Genomic DNA, 25,971 nt, shown 5'->3' with positions numbered 1-25,971 from the left:
TCAGTGCGCATTACCTTCCAACCCTAAATCTCATGTTCCCGATCACATAACTAAACTGAACGGTATGGTTTATAATAGAACGATTGATGGCTGTCAATTACATTACCCGGTCACGAATGTTTCCATTCGTGACCGGCCGGTGTGTTTAGTGGACGCTCGCGTCCCAGCCAGGAGAGCGAGCAAGGGAGGGAGACTGCATGAGAAAGAAGACGGAAGAAAAGCGCCAATCCATCATCGAAGCCGCGCTGGAGGTGTTCCGGGACGAGGGCTTCGAGCAGGCGTCGATGACGCAAATCGCGGCTCGATCAGGTGCGTCGAAGGCGACGCTCTATAGCTATTTCGAGTCGAAAGAGGCGTTATTTGCTGAAACAATGACGAGCCGCGCCGGAACCGAAATCCGCGATGCCTTCAGTCAGCTGACACTCGATTTGCCGCTAGGCGAGTCGCTCGTCGCGTTCGGGCTCCACTACCTGAGCGCCGTGCTGCAGCCCTCTTTTCTCGCGATACGCCGCCTGTGCCATCAGGAGGTCGACCGCTCGAATGTGGGCCGGATCTTGTACGAATCGGGACCGAAACAGGGCTTGAAGCACGTGCGCGACTTTCTGGCGAGTGCGATCGAGTCGGGCGCGATCCGGCCTTGCGACACGGGCGTCGCGGCGCACCATCTGCTGGCGCTTCTCGAGGCGGAACTGGTCGAACTCGCGACGCTCGGCTATGAAGTGAAAACCTCGCGCGCGAAATTGCTGCAGGTCGTGAACCGGGCGGTCGACGTATTTCTCGCGGGCTACGCGGTGGGGGCGCCACAAGCGAAGCAGAACGGCCCGCTGAACCCGCAATGAGCGCGGGCTTCGCTAGCGCGTGTGCGTGTGCGTGTGCGTGTGCGTGTGCGTGTGCGTGTGCGTGTGCGTGTGCGTGTGCGTGTGCGTGTGCGTGTCAGCAAGGTGCAACATGCGGAATCATCGCAGCCTGCCCATGCAGCACGCCGGCTTCGTCGAGCAGTTGCCAGACCGTTGCGCGCTCGATCCAGAAGCGCTGCCCCGACTTCGTGATACGGATGCCGCGATAGTCTTTCACGAAGCCTTCGCGCGTCACCGAATCGAGAAATGCCTGCCGCTCACTGCGCTCGGGCGCCTGCGCCGAAAGACGCGAAGGCAGCGCCGTGATTTCGTCCCAGTCGTAGCCGAAAATCGCCTGTGCGCGACGATTGCCATACATGAACACGGGGTCTTCCTGCGTGCCGTGCGCAAGCAAACCGAACGGCGCGCGCTCATAGAGCCACGCCGCGCCTTCTGCGTCGCTCATGCCTTCGGGCACGAGCGCAACGCCCAACAGGCGGCGATAGCTATGTGCGAGAAGGCGAAAAAGTTCGGTATCCGTGTACGGTGACATTCAGACTGGCTCCTTCGAATTGAGCGGTTGCGCGTTGCGCAATTCTATCAACCGTGCGCCTATGCGTATCCGTTGTTCCCGCGTAAGCGTGCTTTACCGCCGCGCGCCTCATCGCGCATGGCAGATATTTATTTCGGATCCCATATTATTATTCACAATCCTTCTTATCAGGAATAAGCCTGATCGATCGCGTGTTATGCCTTCCAGATCGCCGATTTCCTTAACGCGGCGATTGCAACTTTCGAAGGGCTACGCAATTGAAAGGCAAACCAGGATCGCTGCGACGCCGATTTTCCCTGTTGTACATGCCGTGGCTGGCCCTCATCGCGATTCCAACCTACGACAGAATCGATCCCATCTGGGACGGCATGCCGTTCTTCTACTGGTATCAACTATTCTGGCTCCTCGGTGGCTGCGTGATTACCGGCATTGTTTTCCTCGCGAGCGACGCGGTCGCATCGAACGAAACGTCAACGCCAGCCCCGGACTCCGCTGCCGAGTTCCCCATGGATGCGCCCCCTCCCCTTTTCGCCGAGTTTCATTTCGAGGCGTTTGAAGGGGAGGCAGATCTCTAATCGGGCAGGCGCACGTAGCAGGCGAACGAGAAGCGTATTGTGGGTGAGTCAAGCCAGCCGCGCACAGTCATATTTGCCAGAGCCGGCTGGAATAAATGGCTTGCTCGAGCTGTTCTGTGCGATGCGGCGCGCGGCGGCTATCGTGCTCGCCAATTTTCATTTTCGTTTCGATATCGGGTGATTCGCATGACGCTCGTCGTCCTTCTCGTCGCCATTGCCATCGCCACCTGTTTCGCCGCGCTCAAATGGCGGCGCACGAGTCGCGCGCTGTATGCCGCTGCGTTCGCCCTGTTTCTTGGTGTCGGCTGCGGCCCCGTTCCCGCGTGGCTGCTGACGAACCTGCAATCGGCCTATGCGGTGCATCCAACGGTGCAATGGAGCAAACGAAACGCCATCGTCGTGCTCGGCGCAGGCACGCAAAAGATCCCCCGTGCCGGGGTCGTCGAGCCGGGGATATTCTCGTACTCGCGTATCGTTGAAGCCGCCGCGCTCTATCGTGATTGCCGAATGACAGGCGCGGACTGCAAGGTCATCGTGAGCGGCGGCGATCCGCGCCATAACGGCGAGTCGGAAGCTTCGGTGTATCGAGCCGCGTTGCTTCGGCTCGGCGTCGAGTCCGCCGATGTGCTCAGCGAGCCCGACAGCATGAACACATGGCAAAACGCCCAGTTCACCCGCGCCTTGCTGCAGCGATACCAGCCGGACGAAATACTGCTGGTGTCGTCGGCCATCCATCTGAAGCGGAGCACGCTTTATTTTTCGCACTTCGGTGTCGACGCCATTCCGGTGCGTGCCGACTATCTACGCGCCGCTCTGTCGCCACTGCCGCTTTCGTACAACTTCGTGCTCGCCGATATTGCGCTCCATGAATACGCTGGCATTGCGCGTTACACGCTCTACAACATGCTGGGCCTGAACGCTGCGTAACGGAAACGATGCCAAACGGCGACATTCACTTTAATAAGCATTCCACATTAAGTTGCAAAGCCCCGCGATGCGCAGCAGCACAGGCTTTCAGAATGACTCGCGAATAGTCGGACTTTTTTTAGCAATCGCAATGTCCCGGCGCGGCTCGAAAACGATGTCGGCAACGGCTTACGTATGACGAAAGACGACGTAATGCGCCAATACTAAAGAAGGTCCCGCGCGAGCCGTAATAAGGGGGTCGGCGCGCCACGCGCCCTGCGTTTTCAGTCATCTGCCCCCTATGAAACTCAGCCGCAAGATTCCCCTCGCTTTCGCCGCGTCTCTCACCCTCATGTCGGCGGGGGCGTTATACGGCATCCACACGCTCAATCAGGCCATCGATACCTATCGCACCACCGTGCAGGACGCCGCCGCGAACGAGCGCATGGTGTCGGCCACGCTCGTCGAGTTCAAGCTGCAAGTGCAGGAGTGGAAGGACACACTCCTGCGCGGCAAGGACCCGCAAAAACTCGATCGGTACTGGAGCGCATTTCAGAAGCGGGAGCGCACCGTGAACGATCTCGCCGCCGCGCTCGAAACAAAGCTGCCCGATGGTGAGGCGCGCGCCCTCGTCGAACAGTTCGCCGCGGCGCACGAGGCGATGGGCCAGGGGTATCGCAAGGGCTTCGAGGCGTTCAAGGCGGCGGGCGCCGACCCCGTTGCGGGCGATACCGTGGTCGCCGGTGTCGATCGCGCGCCGGCCCAGCTGCTCGACCGCGCCGCGCAGACCATTGCCGCCACCAACGCACAGGTGGCCGCACAGGCCGCGGTGCAAGCCGCGCACGCCACCGTCGTGAGCGCCGTGCTCATGGTGGTCGCGTTCGTGCTCGCGCTGGCAGGCGGCGTGCTGTTCAGCCGTACGGTCACGCGCCCGCTGGGGCGCGCGGTGGGCTTTGCCCGCGAGGTCGCCAACGGTGACCTTTCGACCGATCTGCATGCGCGGGGCGACGACGAAACCGCGGAACTGCTCACGGCGCTCGCGAAAATGCAGACAAGTCTCGCGCGCGTAGTGAGCGAAGTCCGCGCCAATGCCGAAGGCGTCGCGACCGCGAGCGCGCAAATTGCCTCCGGCAACCAGAATTTGTCCTCGCGCACCGAAGAGCAGGCCGCGTCGCTCGAAGAAACCGCTGCGAGCATGGAAGAGCTCACGTCGATCGTGCGCATGAACGCCCAGAACGCGCAGGAGGCCACCTCGCTCGCGGGCACGGCGGCACAAACCGCGGCGCGCGGCGGCACGGTAATGCGCGGCGTGGTCGGCACGATGCAGTCCATCGCCCATAGCTCCAGCAAGGTCGGCGAGATCATCGGCTTGATCGACGGCATCGCGTTTCAAACCAACATTCTTGCGCTCAACGCAGCCGTCGAAGCGGCGCGCGCGGGTGAACAAGGCCGCGGCTTCGCCGTGGTCGCGGGCGAAGTCCGCACGCTCGCGCAGCGTAGCGCGAACGCCGCGCGCGAGATCAAGACGCTCATCGAGCAGTCCAAGGAACATGTCGAAAGCGGATCGTCTCAGGTGGCCGACGCCGGCCAGATCATCGACGAGATCGTCGAGGCCGTGCAGCGGGTTTCCGGCACCGTTCAGGACATTTCGACGGCCTCGCGCGAACAGTCGACGGGCATCGAACAGGTGAACATCGCCGTCACGCAAATGGACGAAGTCACACAGCAGAATGCGGCGCTCGTGGAGGAAGCATCGGCGGCGGCGCATGCGCTGGCCGAGCAGGCGCACGCGCTGCGCGAGACCGTCGCCGCATTCCGGCTCAGGGACGCCGCCATGGCCTGATTTCGCGCATACAAAAGCGCCGCTTCGGGGGCCATAACCGCTATGGCATGTCCGGCATCTTGCTCGCGAGGCTGACTCCGGTGGATCGCGAGCGTAATATACGCGAGGTTATATCGAACGACACCGGCCCGGAGACTCACACATGGATATCGCGACCGCCCCCGCCCCGATCGACAATGCCGTCGAGCCAGGCGCTCCGCTTCAACTCACGGGCAGCCTCGTGCATCCGATGTCCCTGTCGCTCGAGGCGCTGCGGCAATATCCGGCCGTGACGTGCCCGGCGTTCGATCTGCGCTGCTACACCACGCAGCGCTTCATCCGCACTGTCGCGCCCTACCGCGGGGTGCGCTTGACGGATCTGCTCCGTCAAGCGGAACTGCGCAACGACGTGGACGGCGACTTCAAGCGCATGGTCTTTCTCGCGGTCGGCCACGACGGTTACTTCGTGACGTTCTCCTGGCACGAACTGTTCAACACGCCCGTAGGCGAGCAGGTGGTTATCGCTTACGAATGCGGGGACAAACCGCTCGACGCGCAACATGGCGCCCCTGTGCTCTTCTCCGGCGCCGATCTCGTACCGGCGCCGCGCCACGTCAAACGTCTCGCGCGCATCGAGGCTCGCGTGCTCGCGCTCTGAAACTTCTGCATCCGCGGTCATACCCCTATTTCGTGAGGCGTTAAGCCGCACGAAATGTTCACGCGTGGCTTGCCATCAAATCTTACGGAATGTAAACTTCACGTAAGCTTTGGATTCGGAACGCGTCTTCCCGGGGTTCTGTCGAACTTCCAGTCAATCCATCGATTAATTAGTCATCCTTTATTTCACCATCAAGGAGAAAAGCGTGATCACGTACTTCAGCCGACTCAACGCCACGTTCGCCATTGCCGGCCTCCTCATGATGGCACCGTTTATGGCCATGGCGCGCATGCCGGCGCCGACCGCCTCCCCGCATGGCGACTCCATCGCCAAGAACCGTTTGTCGAACCGCGCCGCAAATGACGAGCATCGCACCAGCGAACCCGATGCAAGTGAATCGGCTGGCAAGTAATAAGCGGTCCTGATCGAACTGCACCTCACAAAAAAGCGTAAAAGCCGTGCCTAACTCGCGCAAATCCCAGGCACGGCAACCTTCTGAAAAATGTGTGGCGATGCTATCACCGAAGAAGGATAAGCGGCCAGGCTCGACCTGAACCCCGGATGAGAGAACGCCGCCCGAAAATGCGCGGTCGATTCCCAGACCGCGTAATTCATATAGGCCGGATGCGCCCCAAGTGCGCGATGGAGTTGCGTCGAAATGAAGCCCGGTTGCTGCTTCATGAATGCGGCGTCGTCGTGCCAGACCTCAAGAAACTTCGCCTCATCGGCCAGATCGAGCGTAAAGACGTTCACGAGCACAACGGGCTCGGCGTCAATGGCAAGTTGATGCTCGATCGGACAAGCCGGATCAAGCGGTCGCAATTGCAGCATGGTGCACTCCTGGTTCTGGAAGCATGATGTCAACCCTTCATGGGCAATTTATAGTAAATTGACATGATGATGTCAATTTAGAAATAAGGTGACATATGCATGAACCTGCGAGAACACCGGCTGGCGAACTCCTGTCGAGCATCATGCTCGATCTCTTCCGGCTCAATAGCCAGCTGCTCACCTCGGGGGACCGCCTCGTCGAGGGCCTCGGGCTCACGAGCGCACGCTGGCAAATGCTGGGCGCCATCAGCGCTGCGGAGCGGCCACAGCCGGTGGCATGGATCGCCCGCGATCTGGGAGCCAATCGGCAGAACGTGCAACGGATCGTCAACGACCTTGCCAACGACGGTCTGGTGCGCTTCGAGACAAACCCACACCATCGTCGCGCGCAGCTGGTCGTACTGACCGACGAGGGCCGCCGGGCATTCGAAGCCGCCATGCGTCTTCAGGCCCCCTGGGTCAACCGCCTGGCCGAGGGCGTGACGGTCAGCGAGATCAAGGCCGCGCATCGCGTCTTGATGAAACTTCAGGTGAATCTCGACGACATGGACGCAGCCGCTGACACGGATTGATCGCCCGGGGCCACTCGCGCACGCAATGTGCTACCTGCATGGGATCGTTCCCAGGCGGGCGCCGGGACATCGATGGATCCATCCGCCAGGCGAGGCCCACGCATGTCGACAATTGCCCTCATAGCCGTGACCGTCGCGGTGACGCTCATCGTCATCCTGGTCATCGCGAACCTCACGAGCGGCGAGAAGAAGATCGAGCACAAGATCGAACGGCTCTACGCCAGCGACAGTCCGCAGTTCATCCGCTCGATGGGGCTGCTGCTCGGACCACCCGTCCTGGGAGGCAATCGCTTCGAGGCGCTCGTGAACGGCGACGCAATCTTTCCGTCGATGCTGGAGGCCATGCGCTCGGCGCAGCACACCATCACCTTCGAGACCTTCATTTACTGGTCCGGGGCGATCGGCGAGGACATCGCGAGCGCGCTGGCCGACAAGGCGCGTGCAGGTCTTGCCGTGCATGTGCTGCTCGACTGGGTTGGCTCCTCGAAGATGGACGAGCGCTACCAGCAAATGCTGCGCGAGGCGGGCGTGCAGCTCGTGCTGTATCACAAGCCGCACTGGACCGGTCTTGGCCGCATGAACGACCGCACGCACCGCAAGCTGCTCGTGATCGACGGGCGCATCGGCTTTACGGGCGGCGTGGGGATCGCCGACGAATGGACCGGCCGCGCGCAAGATGAAAAACACTGGCGCGATACGCACTTTCGCGTGGAAGGTCCGGCGGTCGGGCAGATGCAGGCCGTCTTCATGGACAACTGGGTCAAGTCCACAGGCAATGTGCTGCACGGCCCGCAATATTTTCCGGCGATCGACGCCGCGGGCAATGGCCTCGCGCACATGTTCAGCAGTTCGCCTTCGGGCGGCAGCGACGACATGGAGCTGATGTACCTCATGGCGATCACCGCCGCGACGCGAACCATCCACTTGTCGACGGCGTACTTCGTGCCGGACAAACTCACGATCAACGCCATTGTCGAAGCGGCGAAGCGCGGCGTGACGGTGCGCATCATCACGCCCGGCAAGCACATCGACACCCACACGGTGCGCGAGGCGTCGCGCATGCTGGGGCGATCTGCTCGCGGCGGGCGTTCAGATGTACGAGTATCAGCCGACGATGTTCCACTGCAAGCTGATCGTCGTCGACGACTATCTGGTGTCGGTCGGCTCGACCAACTTCGACAGCCGCTCGTTCAAGCTCAACGACGAAGCCAATCTCAACATCTATGACCGCGATTTCGCCCGCCAGCAGACCGCCATTTTCGATGCCGACGCTGCGCTCGCGAAGCGCATCACACTGGACGACTGGCGCCGCCGGCCGCTGCGCGAAAAGCTGCTGGAGCACGTGGCCGCCCTGCTCGATTCGCAACTGTGATCCGCGTTGACGATGCCTGTGCCGCCTGCACGGGCGCCGCGGGCCATTCGACAACGAAGCGAAGATCGCCGACAATCGGTGCCCTACATCCGGCAGTCAATAGAACAGTCAGAAAAAAGGGGACCGCAACCCATGCTGCACATCGAGGATCTGGCCACGCCGCCGGAGGGATTTCTGCGCGACGAGCCGGAGGGGGCGGCGTTTTACGAGGCCTTTCAGACGGCCCGGCTGGACGACTTCAGCTTCGGCTATTTCGCCGTGTACCGGGACAGCACGCTCGTGACCGTGGCGCCCTACTTCGTGATGAATTTCCGGCTCAATACGCTGCTTCCCAGCGGCTGGCTGAAGAACAGCTTGAGCTGGATCCGCTTCAAGCTGGCCTGCATCGGGCATCCGACCGTGGACGCAGGCCGCATCCAGGGTGAAGTCTCGCAGGAAACGCTCGCTGCCATCAGCACGGCGCTTGCGAAGAAAGGGAGCCTGCTCGCATACAAAGGTTTCGCCGAGGATTTGCCGCTGCGCGGCTTCGTGGCGGCAAAAGGCCTGCCGGTGCCGGTGCTGTCGATCGGCCCGGACTACTACCAGGCCATGAAGAGCGACCGCAGAAACCTGCTCAAACGCAAGCTGAAGAAAGCGGCCGCACTGCGCTATGAAGAATGCGCGGGGCTGCCCGATCATCTCGTCGCCAAAGTGCATGCGCTGTATCTGAACACCTGGCAAAAGGCCGAGTTGAAGTTCGAGAAGCTCACGCCGGAGTATTTCGCCAACACCCGCAGCTTGAGCCATTATCTGCTGTACTTTCTGGGCGACGAACTGATTGGCTCCACCCAGTTGATCGGCAAGGGACGGCACCTCGTCAACCGCTATATCGGGCTCGACTACGCAAAGAGCCACGAATACGGCCTGTACTTCGCCATGTTCATCCGCACGGTCGAATTCGGCATTCGCGAAGGCTTCGAGGAGATCGAACTGGGCGCCACGTCCTATGAGTTCAAACGCATTCTGGGCGCGCGCCAGATTCCCACTTGGAATCACTACCGGCACAACAATACGCCGGTCAACTGGCTGCTCGGCAAACTGCGCGGCGTGCTGGAACCGTCGGAGTCCGAACTGCGTTAGTGCGCTGGGAACATGGGCGCGGTGCGCCCCAATGCCAGCAACACGCGTTACAGGCGATAATGTGCCGAACGCAATCGATTGAGAAACGGAGTAAGGATGAGCAAGCAAGGCTTCACCACTGGCATCGTTCACGGCGACAGGATCGCGGGCACCGAGCACGGCGGCGTGCGCCAGCCGATTCATACGTCCGTGCAATACGGTTTCGAGCGCGTCGAGGACCTGATCGGCGTGTTCCAGGGCACGAAGAAAGGCGGCTTCAACTACGCGCGGCAAGGCACCCCCACGACCGCCGCGCTCGAGCGCAAGATCACGAGCCTCGAAGGCGGCACCGGCACGGTCTGCTTCAGCACCGGCATGGCCGCGATCACGGCAACCTTCCTCACGCTGCTGCGCGCGGGCGATCATCTCGTGTCGAGCCGTTACGTGTTCGGCAACACCAACAGCCTGTTCGGCACATTGCGCACGCTCGGCGTGGAAGTCACGACCGTCGACGCCTGTGAGGCCGAGAACGTGAAGAACGCCATCCGCCCGAATACGCGCATGGTGTTCGTCGAAACCATCGCGAATCCGGGCACGCAGATTCCCGACCTGCAAGGCATCGGCGAGCTGTGCCGCGAGCGCGGCATCGCCTACGTCGTCGACAACACGATTACCTCGCCCGCGTTGTTCCAGCCGAAGGCGGTCGGCGCGAGCCTCGTCATCAACTCGCTGACCAAGACCATCGCGGGCCATGGCGCCGCACTCGGCGGCGCGGTGACGGACACGGGCCTGTTCGACTGGAGCGCGTACCCGAACATCGCGGACGACTATCGGCGATCGCCTGCGAAGGATCAGGGGCTCCTGCAGATCCGCAAGAAGGGCCTGCGCGACATGGGTGCTTCCTTGTCTTCGGAGCAGGCGCACGCCATCGCGATGGGCGCGGAAACGCTCGCCCTGCGCGTGAAGCAAAGCAGCGACAACGCGCTCGCGCTTGCGCAGCTCCTCGAGGGCCACGCGGCTGTTGGCAAGGTGTTCTATCCGGGCCTCAAGAGCCATCCGCAATACGAGGTCGCACAGGCGCTGTTCAAGGGCGCATCATGGCTGCTCTCGTTCGAATTGCTCAACGCGGAGCGCATGATCGACGTCGTCAACGCGCTCGAGCTGCCGATCAAGGCGACCGGCCTCGGCGACACGCGCACGCTCATCATTCCCGTTGCGCCGACAATCTTTTTCGAAGCCGGCGCAGAAACGCGCAAGGCAATGGGCATCTCCGACGGCATGCTGCGCCTTTCGGCGGGCATCGAAGATATCGACGACCTGATCGCGGACTTCTCGCAAGCGCTCAAGCTGGCCGCCTGACGCCTCGCGGGTCGTTTACTTGAAAAGGGCCAGCACGCGCTGGCCCTTTTCATTTATCGCGCTTACGGATTGAAGCGTTTCGCCTCATCGCGCCAGTAGTGCTGCTGCTTCCAGCCAAGCAGCCGCTTGAGCTTCTCGTTGCTGAGCAGCGTTTCGAACTCGCCGAGCGGCTTCTTGACCGGCACGCCCGGATAGTAGCGATCCAGCAGGGTCTGGGTCGGCAAGTCGGACGACACGTCGTCCGCCGCGACGTTCATGATCTGGAAGCCGAGCCCGTCCGTTTCGATGGCCAGCCTGCACGCGTTGGCGAGATCTCGCCCGTCGATATAGCTCCACGCAATGCGCTTGCGCAGCGCCGGGTCCTTCAGCCACGTGGAGAACTTCGCATAGTCCTCGGGGTCGAGCACGTTGCCAATGCGAAAGCAGTAAATGTCCGACCCGGTGCGCGCCTGGAATGCCTTCGCGGTCACTTCGTTGACCACTTTCGAGGTCGCGTAGCTGTCCATCGGATCCACCGGGTAGTCCTCGTCGAGCGGAAAGTACGCGGGATCGCGATGGCGGTGGGCGAACACCACGCCGTAAGTCGTCTCGCTCGAAGCCACGATCACCTTGCGAACCCCGAGCTTCGCAGCGGCATCCAGGATGTTGTAGGTCCCCATCACATTGATGCGGTAGACCTCGTTATCGGTCGTCAACATGATGCGGGGGATCGCCGCAAAGTGAACGATCGCGTCGATCGGCTGCGGCTCCAGGTCGTCGGCGAATTCCACCGGCGCCGTGGTCGACGCGATCGCATTGAACACCTGGCCCGCGTCCGTAATGTCCGTGATCAGCGTGCGCGCGGTGCGCTTTGGCGTGGGCACGCGGTCCAGATTCAACACTTCGTAGCCGTGCGCCACCAGGTTCTCGACCACCCATTTTCCGGCAAGGCCGCTGCCGCCGGTCACTATGACTCGCTTTGCCATCTGTCTCTCTCCAGTTCGTCGCTCGATGCCAGCCCCTGCGAATCGGCACGTTACCGCAAACATTGCCCGGCTGTAACGATCGCCCCTGCCTTTCCAGCCGGGTGGAATGTCCTCGCGCTGCGCAGTCAATTTGCGCGGTCCACGCCTGACGAACCCTCCAAAAAATGATCGATTCAATCAAATTCAGGGTTTTCCCTCGGTTGAAACGATCGATTCGGTCAAATAAGATGACTCAACCGATCAAACCAAGGGCGTCCAACCGCTGAAATCCGCCCCGCTTTGATCGAATCAATCAAATAACCCACCCAGCCGGAGACAAAAAACGATGAGAAGGACCACCGCCATGCTTGGCTTGCTGGGCGCCGCGATCGGCGCACATGCGCAAAGCAGCGTCACCCTCTACGGTTTGATCGACACGTCGCTCGTGTACACGAACAACCAGAAGGGGTCGGCGAACTACCAGATGTCGAGCGGTGTCTTGTCCGGCAGCCGCTGGGGCCTCAAAGGCTCCGAGGATCTGGGTGGCGGGTACGCAGCCATCTTCCAGCTCGAAAACGGCTTCAGCAGCACCACGGGCACGCTGGGCCAGAACGGCCGCATGTTCGGCCGCGCAGCCTGGGTGGGCGCATCCACGCCGGTCGGCAGCGTCACGCTCGGCCGCCAGAACGAGCCTTCCGCCGATCTTGTCGGCCCGCTCGTCGTCGCGAACCAGTGGGCGGGCGGCATTGGCGCGCATCCGGGCGACACCGACAACCTGTACGTGAATTCGCGCGTGAGCAACAGCATCAAGTTCCTGAGCCAGAGCTATCACGGCTTGCGCGGCGGCGCGCTGTTCAGCTTCGGCGGCACGCCGGGCGCCTTCAACAACAACCGCATCTGGAGCCTCGTGGCGGGCTACACGCAGGGGCCGCTCGCGCTGGCCGCGTCGTACATCAACACCTCGCGCCCCAACACGGCGCTGTGGGACGGCACGGCCGGCGCCGCACCCATTTCGCCGAACAATTCGCCGATCTTCTCGGGCTACACGTCGGCACGCACGCAACAGGTCGCTTCGGTGGCGGGCAATTACACGTTCGGCAACGCGAAGGTCGGTCTCGCGTACTCGAACTCGCGTTTCGAGGACCTCGGCTCGGGCGCGGCGGCGGCGCCGATTGCGGCCTACCATGGGGCAACGGCGGTGTTCGACAATGCTGAAGTGAGCTTCAGCTATCAGTTCACGCCTGCGCTCTTGATGGGCGTAGCGTACGAATATACGAACAGCCACGGCGCCGGCGACGCGCACTACAACCAGGCCAATATCGGCGGCGACTATCTGCTTTCCAAGCGCACCGATATTTACCTGACCGCTGCCTACCAGCGCGCAAGCGGCACCGACTCGACAGGCAAGGCCGCCGTGGCCGCGCTCTGGCCGATCACGGCTTCGAGCAACTCGCATCAGATCGTCGCGGCACTGGGGCTGCGGCACCGGTTCTAGCAGGCAAACGAGCCAGCAAACAATGGCGGCGCGCCCCATCGCGCCGCGATGGCTGGAGGGCAGCGAGGCGTTGCTCTCCGGCGAAGCGGAGAACGAACATGGCAGTGAACTTCCGGGGCATCATCCCCGCCCTCATCACCCCGATGACCGCCGACGAGGAAGTCGACGAAGCCGGCCTGCGCACCCTCGTCGAGCGCCTGATCGGCGCAGGCGTGCACGCGCTGTTCGTGCTCGGCACCAATGGCGAATTCATCGCGCTTTCCGAGGCGGAAAAGCTGCGCATCGCGCGCATCGCCGTGGATCAGGCGCGCTCGCGCGTGCCGGTGATCGCGGGCACCGGCGCCTATGCCACGCGCGACGTGATCGAACTGAACAGCAAGATGCTGGACACGGGCGTGGACGCCGTCTCCGTCATCACGCCGTACTTCAACGGTGCTTCGCAGCCCGAACTGTTCACGCACTACGAGCGCATCGCGCGCGCCACCCCGCTGCCGGTGATGCTCTACACGATTCCGGCCAAAGCGGGCGTGACGCTCACCATCGACACCGTGCGCCGCCTGGCCGAAATTCCGAACATTCGCGGCATCAAGGACAGCGGCGGCGACTTCGACCGCCTGCTGCAGCTCATCAACCTGCGCCGCGACGATTTCGCCGTATTTACCGGCACCGATTCGATGATTCTCTGGTCGCTGATCGCGGGCGGCGATGGCGCCGTTGCCGCCACGACGAATGCGGTGCCGAGCGTCGTGATGTCGATCTGGAATCACTTCCAGGCGGGTGACATCGAGGCGGCCCGCCGCGCCCAGGAATCGCTGCGCGCGCTGCGCGACGCCTTCGCGCTCGGCACGATGCCGGTCGTGCTCAAGACCGCGGCCGCCATGCTCGGCATGCCCGCCGGCCCGGCGCGCTCGCCCGCGCAGCCGCTCGATGCCGCCACGCGCGAACGCCTCGCGAAGGCGCTCGAAATCTACCCGCGTGTTGCCTGAAGCCACGTCGACAACCAAACGAACGCCCATCCGCAAGATCGAAATTGAGACTCACGATATGAACCCCGCTTACCACTTCCAGACCGTCAAGCACGTCGTGCACGGCGCCAACAGCCTCGACCAGTTGCCCGAAAAGCTCGCGCTGCTCGACCGCCCGGTTCGCCGCATTGCGTTCATCACGCAACCGGTGATGGAGGAAAACGGCGTCGCGGCGCGCGTCGTGGCGGCGCTCGAAGCCAAGGACATCGAAGTATTGATCGTGCGCGACGTGCAGCCCGAGCCGACTATCGAGAACGTGGAGACGGTGTTTCGCGGCCAGATCGAGCCGTTCGCGCCCGATGCGGTGCTCTCGGTTGGCGGCGGTAGCGTGCTCGACGCCGCGAAGCTCTTCGCCGCGCGCCTCACCAACGCGCAGCCGCTGCGCGAATGGCTCGGCATCGATCTGATCAAGACGCCGGGGGTGCCGCTCATTCTCGTGCCGACCACGGCCGGCACCGGCTCCGAGGTCACGCCCAACGCCATCGTCACGCTGCCCGACGAGGAGCTGAAAGTGGGTATCGTGAGCCGACATTTGCTGCCGCAGCTCGTGATACTCGACGCCACGCTCACGCTCGACCTGCCGAAGCCCATTACGGCCGCCACGGGCATGGACGCGTTCATTCACGCGCTCGAGTCGTATATCTCGACCAAGGCCAACCCCATCAGCGACATGTTCGCGATGGAGTCCATGCGCCTGATTGGCGCGAACCTGCTCGAATCCTATGAGAACGGCCACTCGCTGAAGGCGCGCGAAGCCATGCTGCTCGGCTCGATGTACGGCGGCCTCGCGCTCACCGCGGCCGGCACGGCCGCCGTGCACGCCCTCGCCTACCCGCTCGGCGGCATGTTCAACATCACGCACGGCGTGGCCAACTCGATGCTGCTGCCCCACGTGATGGCGTTCAATCTCGACGCGATCGTCGGCCGCCTCGCCACGGTCGCGCACGCGCTCGACATCGCGCAGCACGACGACAGCGATCAGGCAGCCGCCGACAAATTCCTCGAGCGCCTGCGCGAATGGACCGCGGCGCTCGCGATTCCGCAGGATCTGCGCCAGTTCGGCGTGTCGGAAACGCATCTCGATGCGCTCGCCGTTGCAGCCGCGAAGGTCAAGCGCCTGCTCGGCAACAACCCCAAGGCGCTGAGCCTCGACGATATCAAGGCAATCTACAGCCGTCTGCTGCCATGAACGCGCCCACTACCCGCAACGTGCGCCTGCTGATTCTCGGCGACGATCTCTCCGGCACGGCGGACTGCGCCGTGAAGAGCACGCATCGCGGCCTCTCCAGCGTGGTGTGCCTGAACGCTTCAGCGGCGCAGGACCGCACGGCCGGTCCCGACGTGCTCGCGATCGACACCGACACGCGCCGTGCCTCTCCCGCCGATGCCGCGAGCGCGAATGCGCAGGCATGGTGCACGCACGCTGCCGGCCGGCGGGTGTACAAGAAGATCGATTCGACGTTGCGAGGCAACGTCGCCGCCGAAGTGGCCGCGCTCGCTGCGCACGCGGGCATGGCGATCGTGGCGCCCGCGCTGCCCGAGGCGGGCCGCACGACGCAGGACGGATGCCTTCTCGTGAACGGCACGCCCGTCGAAGCGACGGAAGTCTGGCGCAACGAAAGTCTCGGCGGCACGGGCCATCTGCCTTCGATACTCACGGGCGCTGGCCTGCGGGTCGAGCACATCGGCCTGCAAGCGGTGCGCGAAGGCGCGGCGCCGCTGCGCGCGCGCCTCGAAGCCTTGCGCGCCGCAAAGTGCCAGGCCGTGGTCTGCGACAGCGAAACGGACGCCGATCTCGCCATGCTTGCCGAAGCGTCCGCCACGCTCGACGGCGTGTTCTGGGTCGGCTCGGCGGGACTCGCGCAAACGCTGATCGCAACGCTCACGAACGAAAGCGCGCAGCACAGTGCAGCAACGTCCACGCCTGCCGTTGCGCACGCAACGATCTCGCAACACCCGCGCGGCGTGCTGACCGTGGTGGGCAGCATGTCAAGTGTCTCGCACGAGCAGGTCGCCACGCTGCGCGCCCATGCGGGCGACGCCGTCGACGTATTCGAAGTCGACGTCGTGGCGCTGCTCGACCCGGTGAGCCCCGAGTCGCTCACGCTGGGCACCCGCGTTGCGAACACGCTCATGCGCGGGCGCCACGCGGTGGTGGCCTTGAGCCAAACCGAGCGCGTATTGATTGGCGATGGCGAACTGCTCGCCCGCCAGCTCGCGGAAAGCCTCGCCCCCGCAGCCGCCCACGCAGCCGCACTGATCGCCACGGGCGGCGAAACGGCGCGCGCGCTGCTCGCGGCCATGGGTGTGGCCACGCTGCGGGTGATCGAAGAAGTCGAAAACGGCGTGCCGCTCATGGCCGCCACCGAGGCGTCGCGCGTGTTGCCCGTCGTCACCAAGGCGGGCGGCTTCGGGCGTCCCGACACCCTTTATCGTGCATGGCAGCGGCTCGCCGCCATGACGCAAGCGCACGCGAAGGCGCCGCGCCAATCCAGCAAAGAGGAAGCCATGAACTATCGTCCCGTAATCGGCATCACGATGGGCGATGCCGCCGGCGTGGGCCCGGAAATCATCATGAAGAGCCTCGCGCACCAGTCGGTGTACGACGGCTGCCGCCCGCTCGTGATCGGCGACGCCAAACGGCTCGTCGATGCCGGACGGCGCGCGGGCGTCACGCTCGAAGTGCGCTCGATCAAGGCCCCCGCCGAAGCCCGCTTCCAGCTCGGCGTGGTCGACTGCATCGACCTCGGCCTGATTCCCGAATCGATGCCCTACGGCCAGCTTTCCGCCGTTGCCGGCGACGCCGCGTACCAGTACATCGCGCACACGGTCGAACTGACTTCGGCGGGCGAGCTCGACGCGATCTGCACCGCGCCGCTGAACAAGGAAGCGCTGCACGCGGGCGGCCACATCTTCCCCGGCCACACGGAAATGCTCGCGCACCTCACGGGCATTCCCGAAGTCTCGATGATGCTCGTGGCGCCGAAGTTGCGCGTGATTCACGTGACGACGCATATCGGCCTGCTCGATGCGATTCGCAAGATCGAGCCGGGCCTCGTGCAGCGCACGATCGAACGCGCACACGAAACGCTCATGCGCGCGGGCATCGAGCAACCGCGTATCGGCGTGTGCGGCATCAATCCGCATGCGGGCGAAAACGGCCTGTTCGGCTATGGCGAGGAAGAGGAAAAGATCATGCCCGCCGTGGCCGTGCTGCGCGAGCGCGGCTGGGACGTGGAGGGCCCGCTCCCCGCCGACACCTTGTTCTTCCGTGCGGGCCGCGGCGACTTCGACGTGGTCGTGGCCATGTATCACGACCAGGGCCACGGCCCCGTAAAGGTGATGGGCCTCGAAGCGGGCGTGAACGTGACGGTGGGGCTGCCGGTGATCCGCACCTCGGTCGATCACGGCACGGCATTCGATATCGCAGGCAAGGGCATTGCGGACGAACGCAGCATGCTCGAAGCGCTAAAGCAGGCACAAGACCTCGCCACGCGCCGCGCCGTTCAAACGGCCTAGCGTCGCAACGCGCGCGCCCGCGCATGCGGGCGCATGCCGTTGAGCACACAACAATCGGAGACATCACCTATGAATCGCCTCACCGTGTGGGACACCTCCATCATCATTGCGATGGTGGTCGTGTACATCGTCGTCACGGCCTGGATCAGCATCCGGCTGCGCAGCAAGACCACCGAGCAGTTCATGGTCGCGGGCCGCTCCACGCCCGCCATCGTGATCGCCATCCTGCTGATGTCGGAGTACATCGGCGCGAAGTCGACCATCGGCACCTCACAGGAAGCCTTCAACGTGGGTCTCGCGGCCTCGTGGTCGGTGATCTCCGCTTCCATCGGCTTCGTGTTCTTCGGCCTGTTCATGGCCAAGCGTCTGTACCGCTCAGGCGAATTCACGATCTCGGGCTTCATTGCGCAGAAGTACGGCAAGACGGCGCGGCTCGTCGTCTCCGCGGTCATGATCTACGCGCTCTTCATTGTGAACGTGGGCAACTACGTGAGCGGCGCCGCCGCCATTTCGACCGTGATGCGCGTGAACCTGCCCACCGCCGCGTTCATCACCGCTGTCGTGAGCACGATCTACTTTGCCTGGGGCGGCCTGAAAAGCGTGGCCTATGTGACGATCCTGCATAGCGCGGTGAAACTCATCGGCATCGGCATTCTCGTGTGGGTCGCGCTCTCCATGACGGGCGGCGTCGCGCCGATGGTGCACGCCATGCCGGCCCAGTATTTCACCTGGAACGGCATGCTGAGCGGCGGCACGATCGGTGCATGGATCATCGGCACGGCCGGCGCGATCTTCTCCACGCAGTTCATCATTCAGGCGATCTCGGGCGCGAAGTCCGCGAACGAGGCGCGCAACGCCACGCTGATCGCAGGCGCGCTGTGCATTCCCATCGCGCTTGCACTCGGCTTTCTCGGCGTCGCAGCGAAGTTCCTGTTCCCCAACATCAAGAGCCTCTACGCACTGCCGATCTTTCTCCAGCACATGCACCCGCTGCTTTCGGGCGTGGTCACGGTCTCGCTCGTCGCCTCGATCTTCGTTAGCGTGAGCACGGTGGCGCTCGCCATCGCCTCGCTCATCGTCAAGGACTTCTACGTACCGCGCTTTCGCCCGACGCCTGAGAAAGAACTGCGCGCCACGCGCACGATCTCCTTCGTGGTGGGCTTCCTGCCGCTCATTTTCGTGCTGTTCGTGCCGCAAATTCTCGCGCTCTCGTTCTTCACCCGCGCGCTGCGCCTCTCGGTCACCGTGGTCGCGCTGATGGGCATTTACCTGCCCTTCTTCAACAGCAACCGCGGCGCGATCAGCGCGCTCGTGGTCGCCACGATCGCCACGACGATCTGGTATCTGCTCGGCAATCCGCTTGGCATCGACAACATGTACGTCGCGCTCGTTTCGCCTGCGATCGTGATGGTCGTCGAAAAGCTGCTCACGCCCACGGCGAGCGGCAACGGCCCGCGCGTCGCGCACACCGACTCGTGAAGCGCGACTCGCAAAGCGCGACCTGCGAACCCCTTGCCACACCGCAACAGGAATACATCATGACGACTCCCTCCACGCTGCCCGACGCCGCGTTCACCCTGCCCGGCCGCCTGCATGCCGCCGCCGGCGACGCCGCGCGCACGGACGCCTACCTCCCCGCCGCCACGGTGCAATGCCACGCGGCGAACCTGCTCGCGCTCGCCAACGGCGACGTGCTGTGCGCGTGGTTCGGCGGCACACAGGAAGGCGTGCCCGACATTTCGGTCTACCTCTCGCGCCTGAACAAGGGCAGCGACCAATGGAGCGAGCCGGTGCGCCTCTCCGACGACCCCACACGCTCCGAGCAGAACCCGGTGCTCTTTGCCGCGCCCAACGGCGACATCTGGCTGATCTACACGGCGCAGCTCTCGGGTCACCAGAACACCTCGATCGTGCGCCGGCGCGTTTCCGCCGATCAAGGCCGCACCTGGGGCTCCATCGAAACGCTGTTCGAACGCCCCGGCACCTTCGTGCGCCAGCCTATCGTGGTGGCGCGCGACGGTGCGTGGCTGTGCCCGGTGTTCCTGTGCCGCGTGCAACCCGGGGAGCGCTGGTCGGGCAACGACGACGTGAGCGTGGTGATGCGCTCGACCGACAACGGTGCGAGCTGGACCGAGCACGCGGTGCCCGCGAGCGTGGGCTGCGTGCACATGAACATCCAGCCGCTCGCTGACGGCTCGCTCCTCGCGCTCTACCGCAGCCGCTGGGCCGACCATATCTACGCAAGCCGTTCCGCCGACGGCATGGCGTGGAGCGCGCCCGAGCCGCTCGCCCTGCCGAACAACAACTCGTCGATCCAGTTCGTCGCGCTCGCCAACGGCCACCTGGGCCTCGTATTCAACGCGAGCAGCGCGGCGCAGAGCACCGGGCGGCGCGCCTCGCTCTACGACGACATCGAAGACTCGGAAGACAGCGGCGATCTCGTGACGCAAGCCGCCTCGGCGCACGGCACCGCATTCTGGGGCGCACCGCGCGCGCCGATGACGCTCGCCATCTCCATGGATGGCGGCCGCACCTGGCCCATCACGCGCAACCTGGAAACGGGCGACGGCTACTGCATGACGAACAACTCGACGGACAAGCTCAACCGCGAGTTCTCGTACCCGTCGATCGCGCAGTCGCCCGATGGCCGCCTGCATATCGCTTACACGTACTTCCGCCAGCGCATCAAGTACGTGAGCGTGGCCGAGGAATGGGCCAGCACGGCCCCCGCGGCCACGCAGCCCGCGCCCGCCGCAGCCTGACGGGTCACGGGCACACCGGGAACCGGGACCTGCGCGATGAACGCGAGGCGTCGGAAAGTGGATACAGTACGGGGTGAAGTACGCGGTAAACTGCGTGCGCGCCGTATTGTCCAAGCCGTCTGCCTCGCCGCGAAGCGGCGTCCCGAACCCAACGCCGAACACTCCATGAAAGTAGCCCGCCGCCGCGAAGCCATGCTCCAGGCCGTCCTCTCCGGCATGACCGAGGTGTCAGAGTTGTGCGAACACTTCGGCATGTCGGAGGCCACCGTGCGCCGCGATCTGCGCGCGCTCGCCGACGACCGGCTGATCCTGCGCACCTATGGCGGTGCGGCCTCGGTCGGCACGCACGCGCCCGAGGAATCGCTCGAGCAGCGCCGCCAGAGCTTCCAGGCGGAGAAAGACGCCATCGGCCACGCGGCGGCCGCTCACGTGCGCGCCGGCGACACGATCTTCCTCGACAGCGGCACGACCACCGCCGCGCTCGCACGCGCGCTCGCTCAGGCCGGCCGCCACGACATACGCGTGGTGACCAACAACCTGCTCGTCGTGCAGGCGCTCGCGGGCAGCAGTGTGCCGCTCACGCTGATTGGCGGCGAGGTGCGCGAGTCGAGCATGAGCACGCTCGGGCCGATCGCGCAGCTCGCGCTCACGCGGGTGACGGTCGACAAGGCCTTCCTCGGCGCCGATGGCGTGGTGCCCGGCCGCGGCCTGTGTGAAGCGACCGCCGACCAGGCCTACCTCAAGGAATGCCTGATGCGGCAGGCCGCGAGCCTCTTCGTGCTCGTGACCGCCGACAAGCTCAACCGCGACAGCCAGCAGCACTGGGCGCCGATTGAAAAGCCGTGGACGCTGATCACGGACGCGAGCGCTACGCATGTCGAGTTGCAGGCGTTCCGCAATCTCGCGGGGCTCACGATCGAGCCGATTGAAGTGCCCGCGGGAGCCGCGCATTGAAAGACGACAATGGACAACGCAACGAACCCAACGATTGACACGCTGGCTGGCGCCACGAACAAACGCATGGTCGTGACGGGCGCAAGCTCCGGCATCGGCTACGCCATTGCGAAGCAACTGCTCGCCGAAGGCCATGACGTGATTGGCCTGAGCCGCAGCGCGCCGGACCTCGATCATCCCCGCTTCACGTGGCGCGCCGCTGACCTCGACGATACCGCCGCGATTGCCGGACTCGCACAACAGCTGGGCACGGTTGACGGCCTTGTGCACGCAGCGGGCTTCATGACAACGGCGCGCCTTGGCGAACTCGACGAAGCCAGTGGCGAAGCGATGTGGCGCTTGCACGTGGCCGCCGCCTCGGCGCTTGCCAACGCGCTCGTGCCCGCCATGCTCGAAGGCGCGCGCATCGTGCTGATCGGCAGCCGCGTGTCGGCGGGCGCCGCCGGGCGCAGCCAGTACGCGGCCGTCAAGGCCGCCATGGTCGGCATGGCGCGTTCTTGGGCCATCGAGCTTGCGCCGCGCGGCATCACCGTCAACGTGGTGTCGCCTGCCGCGACCGCCACGCCCATGCTGAGCGACCCGCAGCGCACGTCGAGCGCGCCGGTCATGCCGCCTATCGGGCGCTACGTGAGCGTGGAGGAAGTGGCCTCGATGGTCGCGTATCTGCTGGGCCCGCAGGCCGGCGCGATCACGGGGCAACAGATCATGATCTGCGGGGGCAGTTCGCTGTAGCGTGCGAGGCGCGTCATACGCCTTTAGGGGGACTCACTCGGCCCCGGGCGCAGCCACCGCATCGTGCTGATTGAAGCGCTCCGCCAGAAACTCGATGAACGCGCGCGCACGCGCCGATTGGTTCCGCTTGTTCGGGTAATAGACGAACAAATCGGCAAGCGGCTGCACGAACTCAGGCAGCACGACGCGCAAACGCCCACTCTCCAGATACTTCGCCAGGTCCCACTCGGAGCGCAGCAGAATGCCGTGACCGTCGAGCGCCCAGCCGAGCACGATGTCGCCGTCGTTGCTCGACAGCATGCCGTGCACCTTTACGGAATGCGCCTCGCCGCCGCGCTCCAGCCGCCATATGCCATAAGCGCTGTCGTTCTGGCGGTGCACGATGCACTGATGACTGGCGAGATCCGCAAGCGTGGCAGGCGTGCCCTGCCGCTCCAGATAGCGCGGCGAGGCGCACAGCAGGCGGCGGTTCGTCATGATGCGCCGCGCAATGAGCCGCTTGTCGGGCAGCTCCCCAAAACGGATCGCGAGATCCACGCCGCTTTCGACGAGATCGATCGGCCGGTCGGTGACGTCGAGCTGCACCTCGACATGCGGATGGCGCCGCGCGAACTCCGAAACGAGCGGCGCAATCGTCGTGCGCCCGAAGCCGAGTGTCGCGTTCACGCGCAGCAAGCCGCGCGTCACGGAACGGCTCGACGACACCACGTCTTCCATTTCCTTCACTTCGGCAAGAATGCGCGCCGCGTAGTGCAGAAAGGTCTCGCCTTCGGCGGTCAGGCTCACGCTGCGCGTCGTCCGGTTGACGAGCCGCACGCCCAGGCGCGCCTCGAGCTGCGCGAGCCGTTTGGTCGCCGCCGGCGGCGTGATGTCCATGTCCCGCGCCACGCTCGAAAGGCTTCCGTAACGCCCGAGCAGGACGAAAAACTCCAGATACGAGGTCAGGTCATTCTTCACCGCAGGTTAATAAAGATGTGAAAACAAGTGAATCATAGTACCGATCCGGGCGCATAACCTAGCGTCTCCAACAGCCAGCCAACCACCAGCGCTGGCCGTGCCACCAGGAGACACCCGTGAGAATCGTTGAAATCCGCGAAAAAACCGTGCCGATCAGTTCCTCGATCCGCAACGCCTATATCGACTTCAGCAAGATGACGCTGAGCCTCGTCGCCGTGGTCACCGATGTGATCCGCGACGGCAAGCCTGTCGTCGGCTATGGCTTCAACTCGAATGGCCGCTACGGCCAGGGCACGCTGATGCGCGAGCGCTTCATCCCGCGCCTGCTCGAAGCCGATCCCGCCTCGCTCGTGAACGACGCGGGCGACAACCTCGACCCGCACAAGATCTGGGCCACGATGTTCACCAACGAAAAGCCAGGCGGCCACGGCGAGCGGTCGGTGGCGATCGGCACGATCGACATGGCGGTGTGGGACGCCGTGGCGAAGATCGAAGGCAAGCCGCTCTTTCAGCTGCTCGCCGACCGTTACGGCAACGGGCAGCCGAACCGCAAGATCTTCGTGTACGCGGCGGGCGGCTACTACTACCCGGGCCAGGACCACAACAAGCTCAAAGACGAAATGCGCAGCTATATCGACCGCGGCTACACGGTCGTGAAGAAGAAGATTGGCGGCGCATCGCTCGACGAGGACCTGCGCCGCATCGACTCGATCCTGAGCGTGCTCGGCGACGGCCAGAAGCTTGCCGTCGACGCCAATGGCCGCTTCGATCTGGACACCGCGATCCAGTACGCCAAAGCGCTCTCGCAATACGACCTGTTCTGGTACGAAGAGCCGGGCGACCCGCTCGATTTCGAATTACAGGCCACGCTGCGCAACTACTACGACAAGCCGATGGCGACCGGCGAGGATCTGTTCTCGATGCAGGACGCGCGCAACCTGATCCGCTACGGCGGCATGCGTCCCGACCGCGACTGGCTGCAGTTCGACTGCGCGCTCAGCTATGGCCTCGTCGAATATCTGCGCACGCTGGAGATGCTGCATCAACACGGGTGGTCGGCGAGCCGCTGCATTCCGCACGGCGGCCATCAGATGTCGCTCAACATCGCGGCGGGTCTCGGGCTTGGCGGCAACGAGTCGTACCCCGACCTGTTCCAGCCGTATGGCGGCTTCCCCGATGGCGTGAAGGTCGACAACGGCTATATCACGATGCCCGACCTGCCCGGCATCGGCTTCGAGGGCAAGGCCGATCTGTTTGAGCAGATGCAAAAGCTCGCACCGTGACGCTCGCGCGAAGCGCAACGAAGTAAAGGGAAAAGCGCGACCGGAAACACAACCGCTGCACGCATGGCGGTTGGCGGTCGCCTGGATTCACCTGGATGGCGCCATGCTCAGGAGACAGACATGCGGCCCTCGACACTCAAAAAGTACCTTTCGAAGCTCTACGTACAGGTTTTGATCGGCATTGTGGCCGGCATTCTCGTCGGCCACTTCTACCCGGATTTCGGCGCCGATCTCAAGCCGCTCGGCGATCTCTTCATCAAGCTGATCCGCATGGCGCTCGCGCCGATCATCTTCGCCTCGGTCGTCGTGGGCATTGCCCGCATGAACGACCTGCACGAAGCGGGGCGTGTAGGCGTGAAGGCGCTGCTCTACTTCGAAGTGGCATCGACCATCGCGCTTTTGGTGGGCCTCGTTGTCGTGAACGTGATCAAGCCAGGCAGCGGCATGAACATCGATCCGGCGCACCTGGACAGTTCGGCTATCGCCGGCTACGCACACGCCGCTCACGATCACACGGCGATCGGGTTTCTCATGAGCATCGTGCCGAACAGCATTGTCGGCGCGTTTGCGAATGGCGAAATTCTGCCCATCATCTTTTTCTCCGTGCTGTTCGCCATCGCCCTGGCGAAGCTTGGTCCGCGCACTGCACCGCTCGTCGATATGCTCGACATGTTTTTGCAGGGCATGTTCGGTGTCGTGCGTATCGTCATGTATGTCGCGCCCGTGGGCGCTTTTGGCGGCATGGCGTTCACCATCGCGAAGTACGGGCTCGGCACACTGGCGTCATTTGGCGAGTTGATGCTGTGCCTGTATGTGACGTCGATCTTTTTCGTCGTGGTCGTGCTCGGGCTCGTCATGCGCGTTTGCGGCTTTTCGCTGTGGAAGTATCTGCGCTATATCCGCGACGAAATCCTGATCACGTTCGGCACGGCGTCGACCGAGGCCGTGCTGCCGCAGATGCTGGTCAAGATGGAGCACCTGGGCTGCTCGCGGCCGGTTGTCGGCATGGTGCTGCCGACCGGCTACACGTTCAACGCGGACGGCACGGCGATCTATCTCACGATGGCGGCGCTCTTTGTCGCGCAGGCGATGAATATTCATCTCACGGTGCTCGATCAGATTGTTGTGCTGAGCGTTTTGCTGCTGACTTCGAAGGGGTCGGCTGGCGTCGCGGGCGCGGGGTTCGTGGCGCTTGCGGCTACGCTCGCTTCGATGCACAAGATTCCGGTTTCGGGGCTCGTGCTGCTGCTTGGCGTGGATCGCTTTCTGAATGAAGCCCGTGCGGTGACGAATCTGATCGGAAACGGGGTGGCGACTATTGTGGTTGCCCGGTGGGAAGGGGCGATTGATGTCGATCGCGCGCGAGCAGTTTTGAATGGCGCGGTTGACTTCGAGTCTGGGGAGCGTGCTGTCGATCTGGGTTTGCAGGGGCGTGAGACTGTTGCTGGCGCGCGGAGTGGTTAGTTTAAGGTGGCTAGTAGAAGAAAACCTTCTGTGCGTTGAGGGCTTTGGCCTTTCCTTGTGTTCGAGTCGGTATGCCAGCGTTGCCCCTGTGCGGGGCGGCACCTACTTTTCTTTGCAGCGGCAAAGAAAAGTAGGCAAAAGAAAGCCGCTCAAACCGCCAGCGCCTGCCACAGTTCATCTCGCACCACTCCAGGTGAATGGCTCCGGAGCGTCTGTCACCTCGCACCACTGAACTGAGTGACAAGGCGCTCATC

General features: G+C 63.8%; 23 protein-coding genes and 2 pseudogenes. 20 read left to right on the top strand and 5 right to left on the bottom strand.

The window, feature by feature from the left end:
• The first annotated feature begins 197 nt into the window (after positions 1-197).
• A complete protein-coding gene (locus U5A65_RS38305) occupies positions 198-839 on the top strand; it encodes a TetR/AcrR family transcriptional regulator (RefSeq protein WP_321913373.1) in 642 nt (213 codons plus the stop codon).
• Positions 840-933: 94 nt separating this feature from the next.
• On the opposite strand, the gene U5A65_RS38300 is transcribed toward U5A65_RS38305, so the two are convergent.
• Positions 934-1,389, bottom strand: a complete 456-nt coding sequence (locus tag U5A65_RS38300) for an MEKHLA domain-containing protein (protein ID WP_321913372.1) — start codon at positions 1,387-1,389, stop codon at positions 934-936.
• A gap of 257 nt (positions 1,390-1,646) precedes the next feature.
• On the opposite strand from U5A65_RS38300, the gene U5A65_RS38295 reads away from it, so the two are divergent.
• The 5 genes from U5A65_RS38295 to U5A65_RS38275 all read left to right on the top strand — a co-directional run bounded on the left by U5A65_RS38295 (position 1,647) and on the right by U5A65_RS38275 (position 5,762).
• Positions 1,647-1,964, top strand: coding sequence for a DUF3311 domain-containing protein (locus U5A65_RS38295; protein ID WP_321913371.1), 318 nt, complete (start codon positions 1,647-1,649; stop codon positions 1,962-1,964).
• A 186-nt stretch (positions 1,965-2,150) separates the two neighbouring features.
• A complete protein-coding gene (locus tag U5A65_RS38290) occupies positions 2,151-2,891 on the top strand; it encodes a YdcF family protein (RefSeq protein ID WP_321949472.1) in 741 nt (246 codons plus the stop codon).
• A gap of 280 nt (positions 2,892-3,171) precedes the next feature.
• On the top strand, positions 3,172-4,713 hold the full coding sequence (locus U5A65_RS38285) for a methyl-accepting chemotaxis protein (protein WP_321913369.1): 1,542 nt from the start codon (positions 3,172-3,174) through the stop codon (positions 4,711-4,713).
• Between the two features lie 142 nt (positions 4,714-4,855).
• On the top strand, positions 4,856-5,350 hold the full coding sequence (locus U5A65_RS38280; protein WP_321913368.1) for a molybdopterin-dependent oxidoreductase: 495 nt from the start codon (positions 4,856-4,858) through the stop codon (positions 5,348-5,350).
• Positions 5,351-5,555: 205 nt separating this feature from the next.
• Entirely contained in the window at positions 5,556-5,762 is a 207-nt protein-coding gene (locus U5A65_RS38275) for a hypothetical protein (protein ID WP_321949471.1), read from the top strand.
• A gap of 50 nt (positions 5,763-5,812) precedes the next feature.
• On the opposite strand, the gene U5A65_RS38270 is transcribed toward U5A65_RS38275, so the two are convergent.
• Entirely contained in the window at positions 5,813-6,181 is a 369-nt protein-coding gene (locus tag U5A65_RS38270; protein ID WP_321913366.1) for an antibiotic biosynthesis monooxygenase family protein, read from the bottom strand.
• 143 nt (positions 6,182-6,324) lie between these two features.
• On the opposite strand from U5A65_RS38270, the gene U5A65_RS38265 reads away from it, so the two are divergent.
• The 4 genes and pseudogenes from U5A65_RS38265 to U5A65_RS38250 all read left to right on the top strand — a co-directional run bounded on the left by U5A65_RS38265 (position 6,325) and on the right by U5A65_RS38250 (position 10,582).
• Complete coding sequence (locus tag U5A65_RS38265) at positions 6,325-6,753, top strand: MarR family winged helix-turn-helix transcriptional regulator (protein WP_321913365.1); 429 nt, start codon at positions 6,325-6,327, stop codon at positions 6,751-6,753.
• 102 nt (positions 6,754-6,855) lie between these two features.
• A pseudogene (gene cls, locus U5A65_RS38260) lies at positions 6,856-8,125 on the top strand (cardiolipin synthase).
• 132 nt (positions 8,126-8,257) lie between these two features.
• Positions 8,258-9,244 (top strand): GNAT family N-acetyltransferase, encoded by a 987-nt coding sequence (locus U5A65_RS38255; protein WP_321949470.1) that lies wholly within the window; start codon positions 8,258-8,260, stop codon positions 9,242-9,244.
• Between the two features lie 96 nt (positions 9,245-9,340).
• On the top strand, positions 9,341-10,582 hold the full coding sequence (locus tag U5A65_RS38250) for a cystathionine gamma-synthase family protein (RefSeq protein ID WP_321949469.1): 1,242 nt from the start codon (positions 9,341-9,343) through the stop codon (positions 10,580-10,582).
• A gap of 62 nt (positions 10,583-10,644) precedes the next feature.
• On the opposite strand, the gene U5A65_RS38245 is transcribed toward U5A65_RS38250, so the two are convergent.
• Positions 10,645-11,547, bottom strand: a complete 903-nt coding sequence (locus tag U5A65_RS38245; RefSeq protein WP_321949468.1) for an NAD(P)-dependent oxidoreductase — start codon at positions 11,545-11,547, stop codon at positions 10,645-10,647.
• Between the two features lie 325 nt (positions 11,548-11,872).
• On the opposite strand from U5A65_RS38245, the gene U5A65_RS38240 reads away from it, so the two are divergent.
• The 8 genes from U5A65_RS38240 (at position 11,873) to U5A65_RS38205 (ending at position 22,013) form a co-directional block, all read left to right on the top strand.
• The gene (locus tag U5A65_RS38240) at positions 11,873-13,021 is read left to right on the top strand and encodes a porin (RefSeq protein ID WP_321913360.1); all 1,149 of its coding nucleotides are present in this window, start codon (positions 11,873-11,875) and stop codon (positions 13,019-13,021) included.
• Between the two features lie 98 nt (positions 13,022-13,119).
• The gene (gene dapA / locus U5A65_RS38235; RefSeq protein ID WP_321949467.1) at positions 13,120-14,007 is read left to right on the top strand and encodes a 4-hydroxy-tetrahydrodipicolinate synthase; all 888 of its coding nucleotides are present in this window, start codon (positions 13,120-13,122) and stop codon (positions 14,005-14,007) included.
• 58 nt (positions 14,008-14,065) lie between these two features.
• Complete coding sequence (locus U5A65_RS38230; protein ID WP_321949466.1) at positions 14,066-15,235, top strand: iron-containing alcohol dehydrogenase; 1,170 nt, start codon at positions 14,066-14,068, stop codon at positions 15,233-15,235.
• Positions 15,232-17,565: a 4-hydroxythreonine-4-phosphate dehydrogenase PdxA gene (gene pdxA, locus U5A65_RS38225; protein ID WP_321949465.1), complete on the top strand. Its 2,334-nt coding sequence runs from the start codon at positions 15,232-15,234 to the stop codon at positions 17,563-17,565. The genes U5A65_RS38230 and pdxA overlap by 4 nt, the downstream gene beginning before the upstream one ends.
• A gap of 69 nt (positions 17,566-17,634) precedes the next feature.
• Positions 17,635-19,044: a sodium:solute symporter family protein gene (locus tag U5A65_RS38220; RefSeq protein ID WP_321913356.1), complete on the top strand. Its 1,410-nt coding sequence runs from the start codon at positions 17,635-17,637 to the stop codon at positions 19,042-19,044.
• A gap of 59 nt (positions 19,045-19,103) precedes the next feature.
• Positions 19,104-20,327, top strand: a complete 1,224-nt coding sequence (locus U5A65_RS38215) for a sialidase family protein (RefSeq protein ID WP_321949464.1) — start codon at positions 19,104-19,106, stop codon at positions 20,325-20,327.
• 165 nt (positions 20,328-20,492) lie between these two features.
• A complete protein-coding gene (locus U5A65_RS38210) occupies positions 20,493-21,281 on the top strand; it encodes a DeoR/GlpR family DNA-binding transcription regulator (RefSeq protein ID WP_321913354.1) in 789 nt (262 codons plus the stop codon).
• Positions 21,282-21,290: 9 nt separating this feature from the next.
• Positions 21,291-22,013, top strand: coding sequence for an SDR family oxidoreductase (locus tag U5A65_RS38205; protein ID WP_321949463.1), 723 nt, complete (start codon positions 21,291-21,293; stop codon positions 22,011-22,013).
• Between the two features lie 33 nt (positions 22,014-22,046).
• On the opposite strand, the gene U5A65_RS38200 is transcribed toward U5A65_RS38205, so the two are convergent.
• Positions 22,047-22,970: a LysR substrate-binding domain-containing protein gene (locus tag U5A65_RS38200; protein WP_321949462.1), complete on the bottom strand. Its 924-nt coding sequence runs from the start codon at positions 22,968-22,970 to the stop codon at positions 22,047-22,049.
• Positions 22,971-23,086: 116 nt separating this feature from the next.
• On the opposite strand from U5A65_RS38200, the gene U5A65_RS38195 reads away from it, so the two are divergent.
• Positions 23,087-24,253 carry a mandelate racemase/muconate lactonizing enzyme family protein gene (locus U5A65_RS38195; protein WP_321939205.1) on the top strand — a complete coding sequence of 389 codons (1,167 nt, stop codon included), beginning with the start codon at positions 23,087-23,089 and terminating at the stop codon, positions 24,251-24,253.
• 120 nt (positions 24,254-24,373) lie between these two features.
• A complete protein-coding gene (gene dctA / locus U5A65_RS38190; protein ID WP_321949461.1) occupies positions 24,374-25,717 on the top strand; it encodes a C4-dicarboxylate transporter DctA in 1,344 nt (447 codons plus the stop codon).
• Positions 25,718-25,727: 10 nt separating this feature from the next.
• Here dctA and U5A65_RS38185 read toward each other — a convergent pair.
• Positions 25,728-25,971, bottom strand: a pseudogene (locus U5A65_RS38185) (hypothetical protein); the annotation flags it as partial.

This window comes from Paraburkholderia sp. J10-1, assembly GCF_905220165.1.
Taxonomy (GTDB): Bacteria; Pseudomonadota; Gammaproteobacteria; order Burkholderiales; family Burkholderiaceae; genus Paraburkholderia.
Note: the sequence above shows the minus strand (reverse complement) of the source record. Positions and strands in the feature narration are given on the sequence as shown.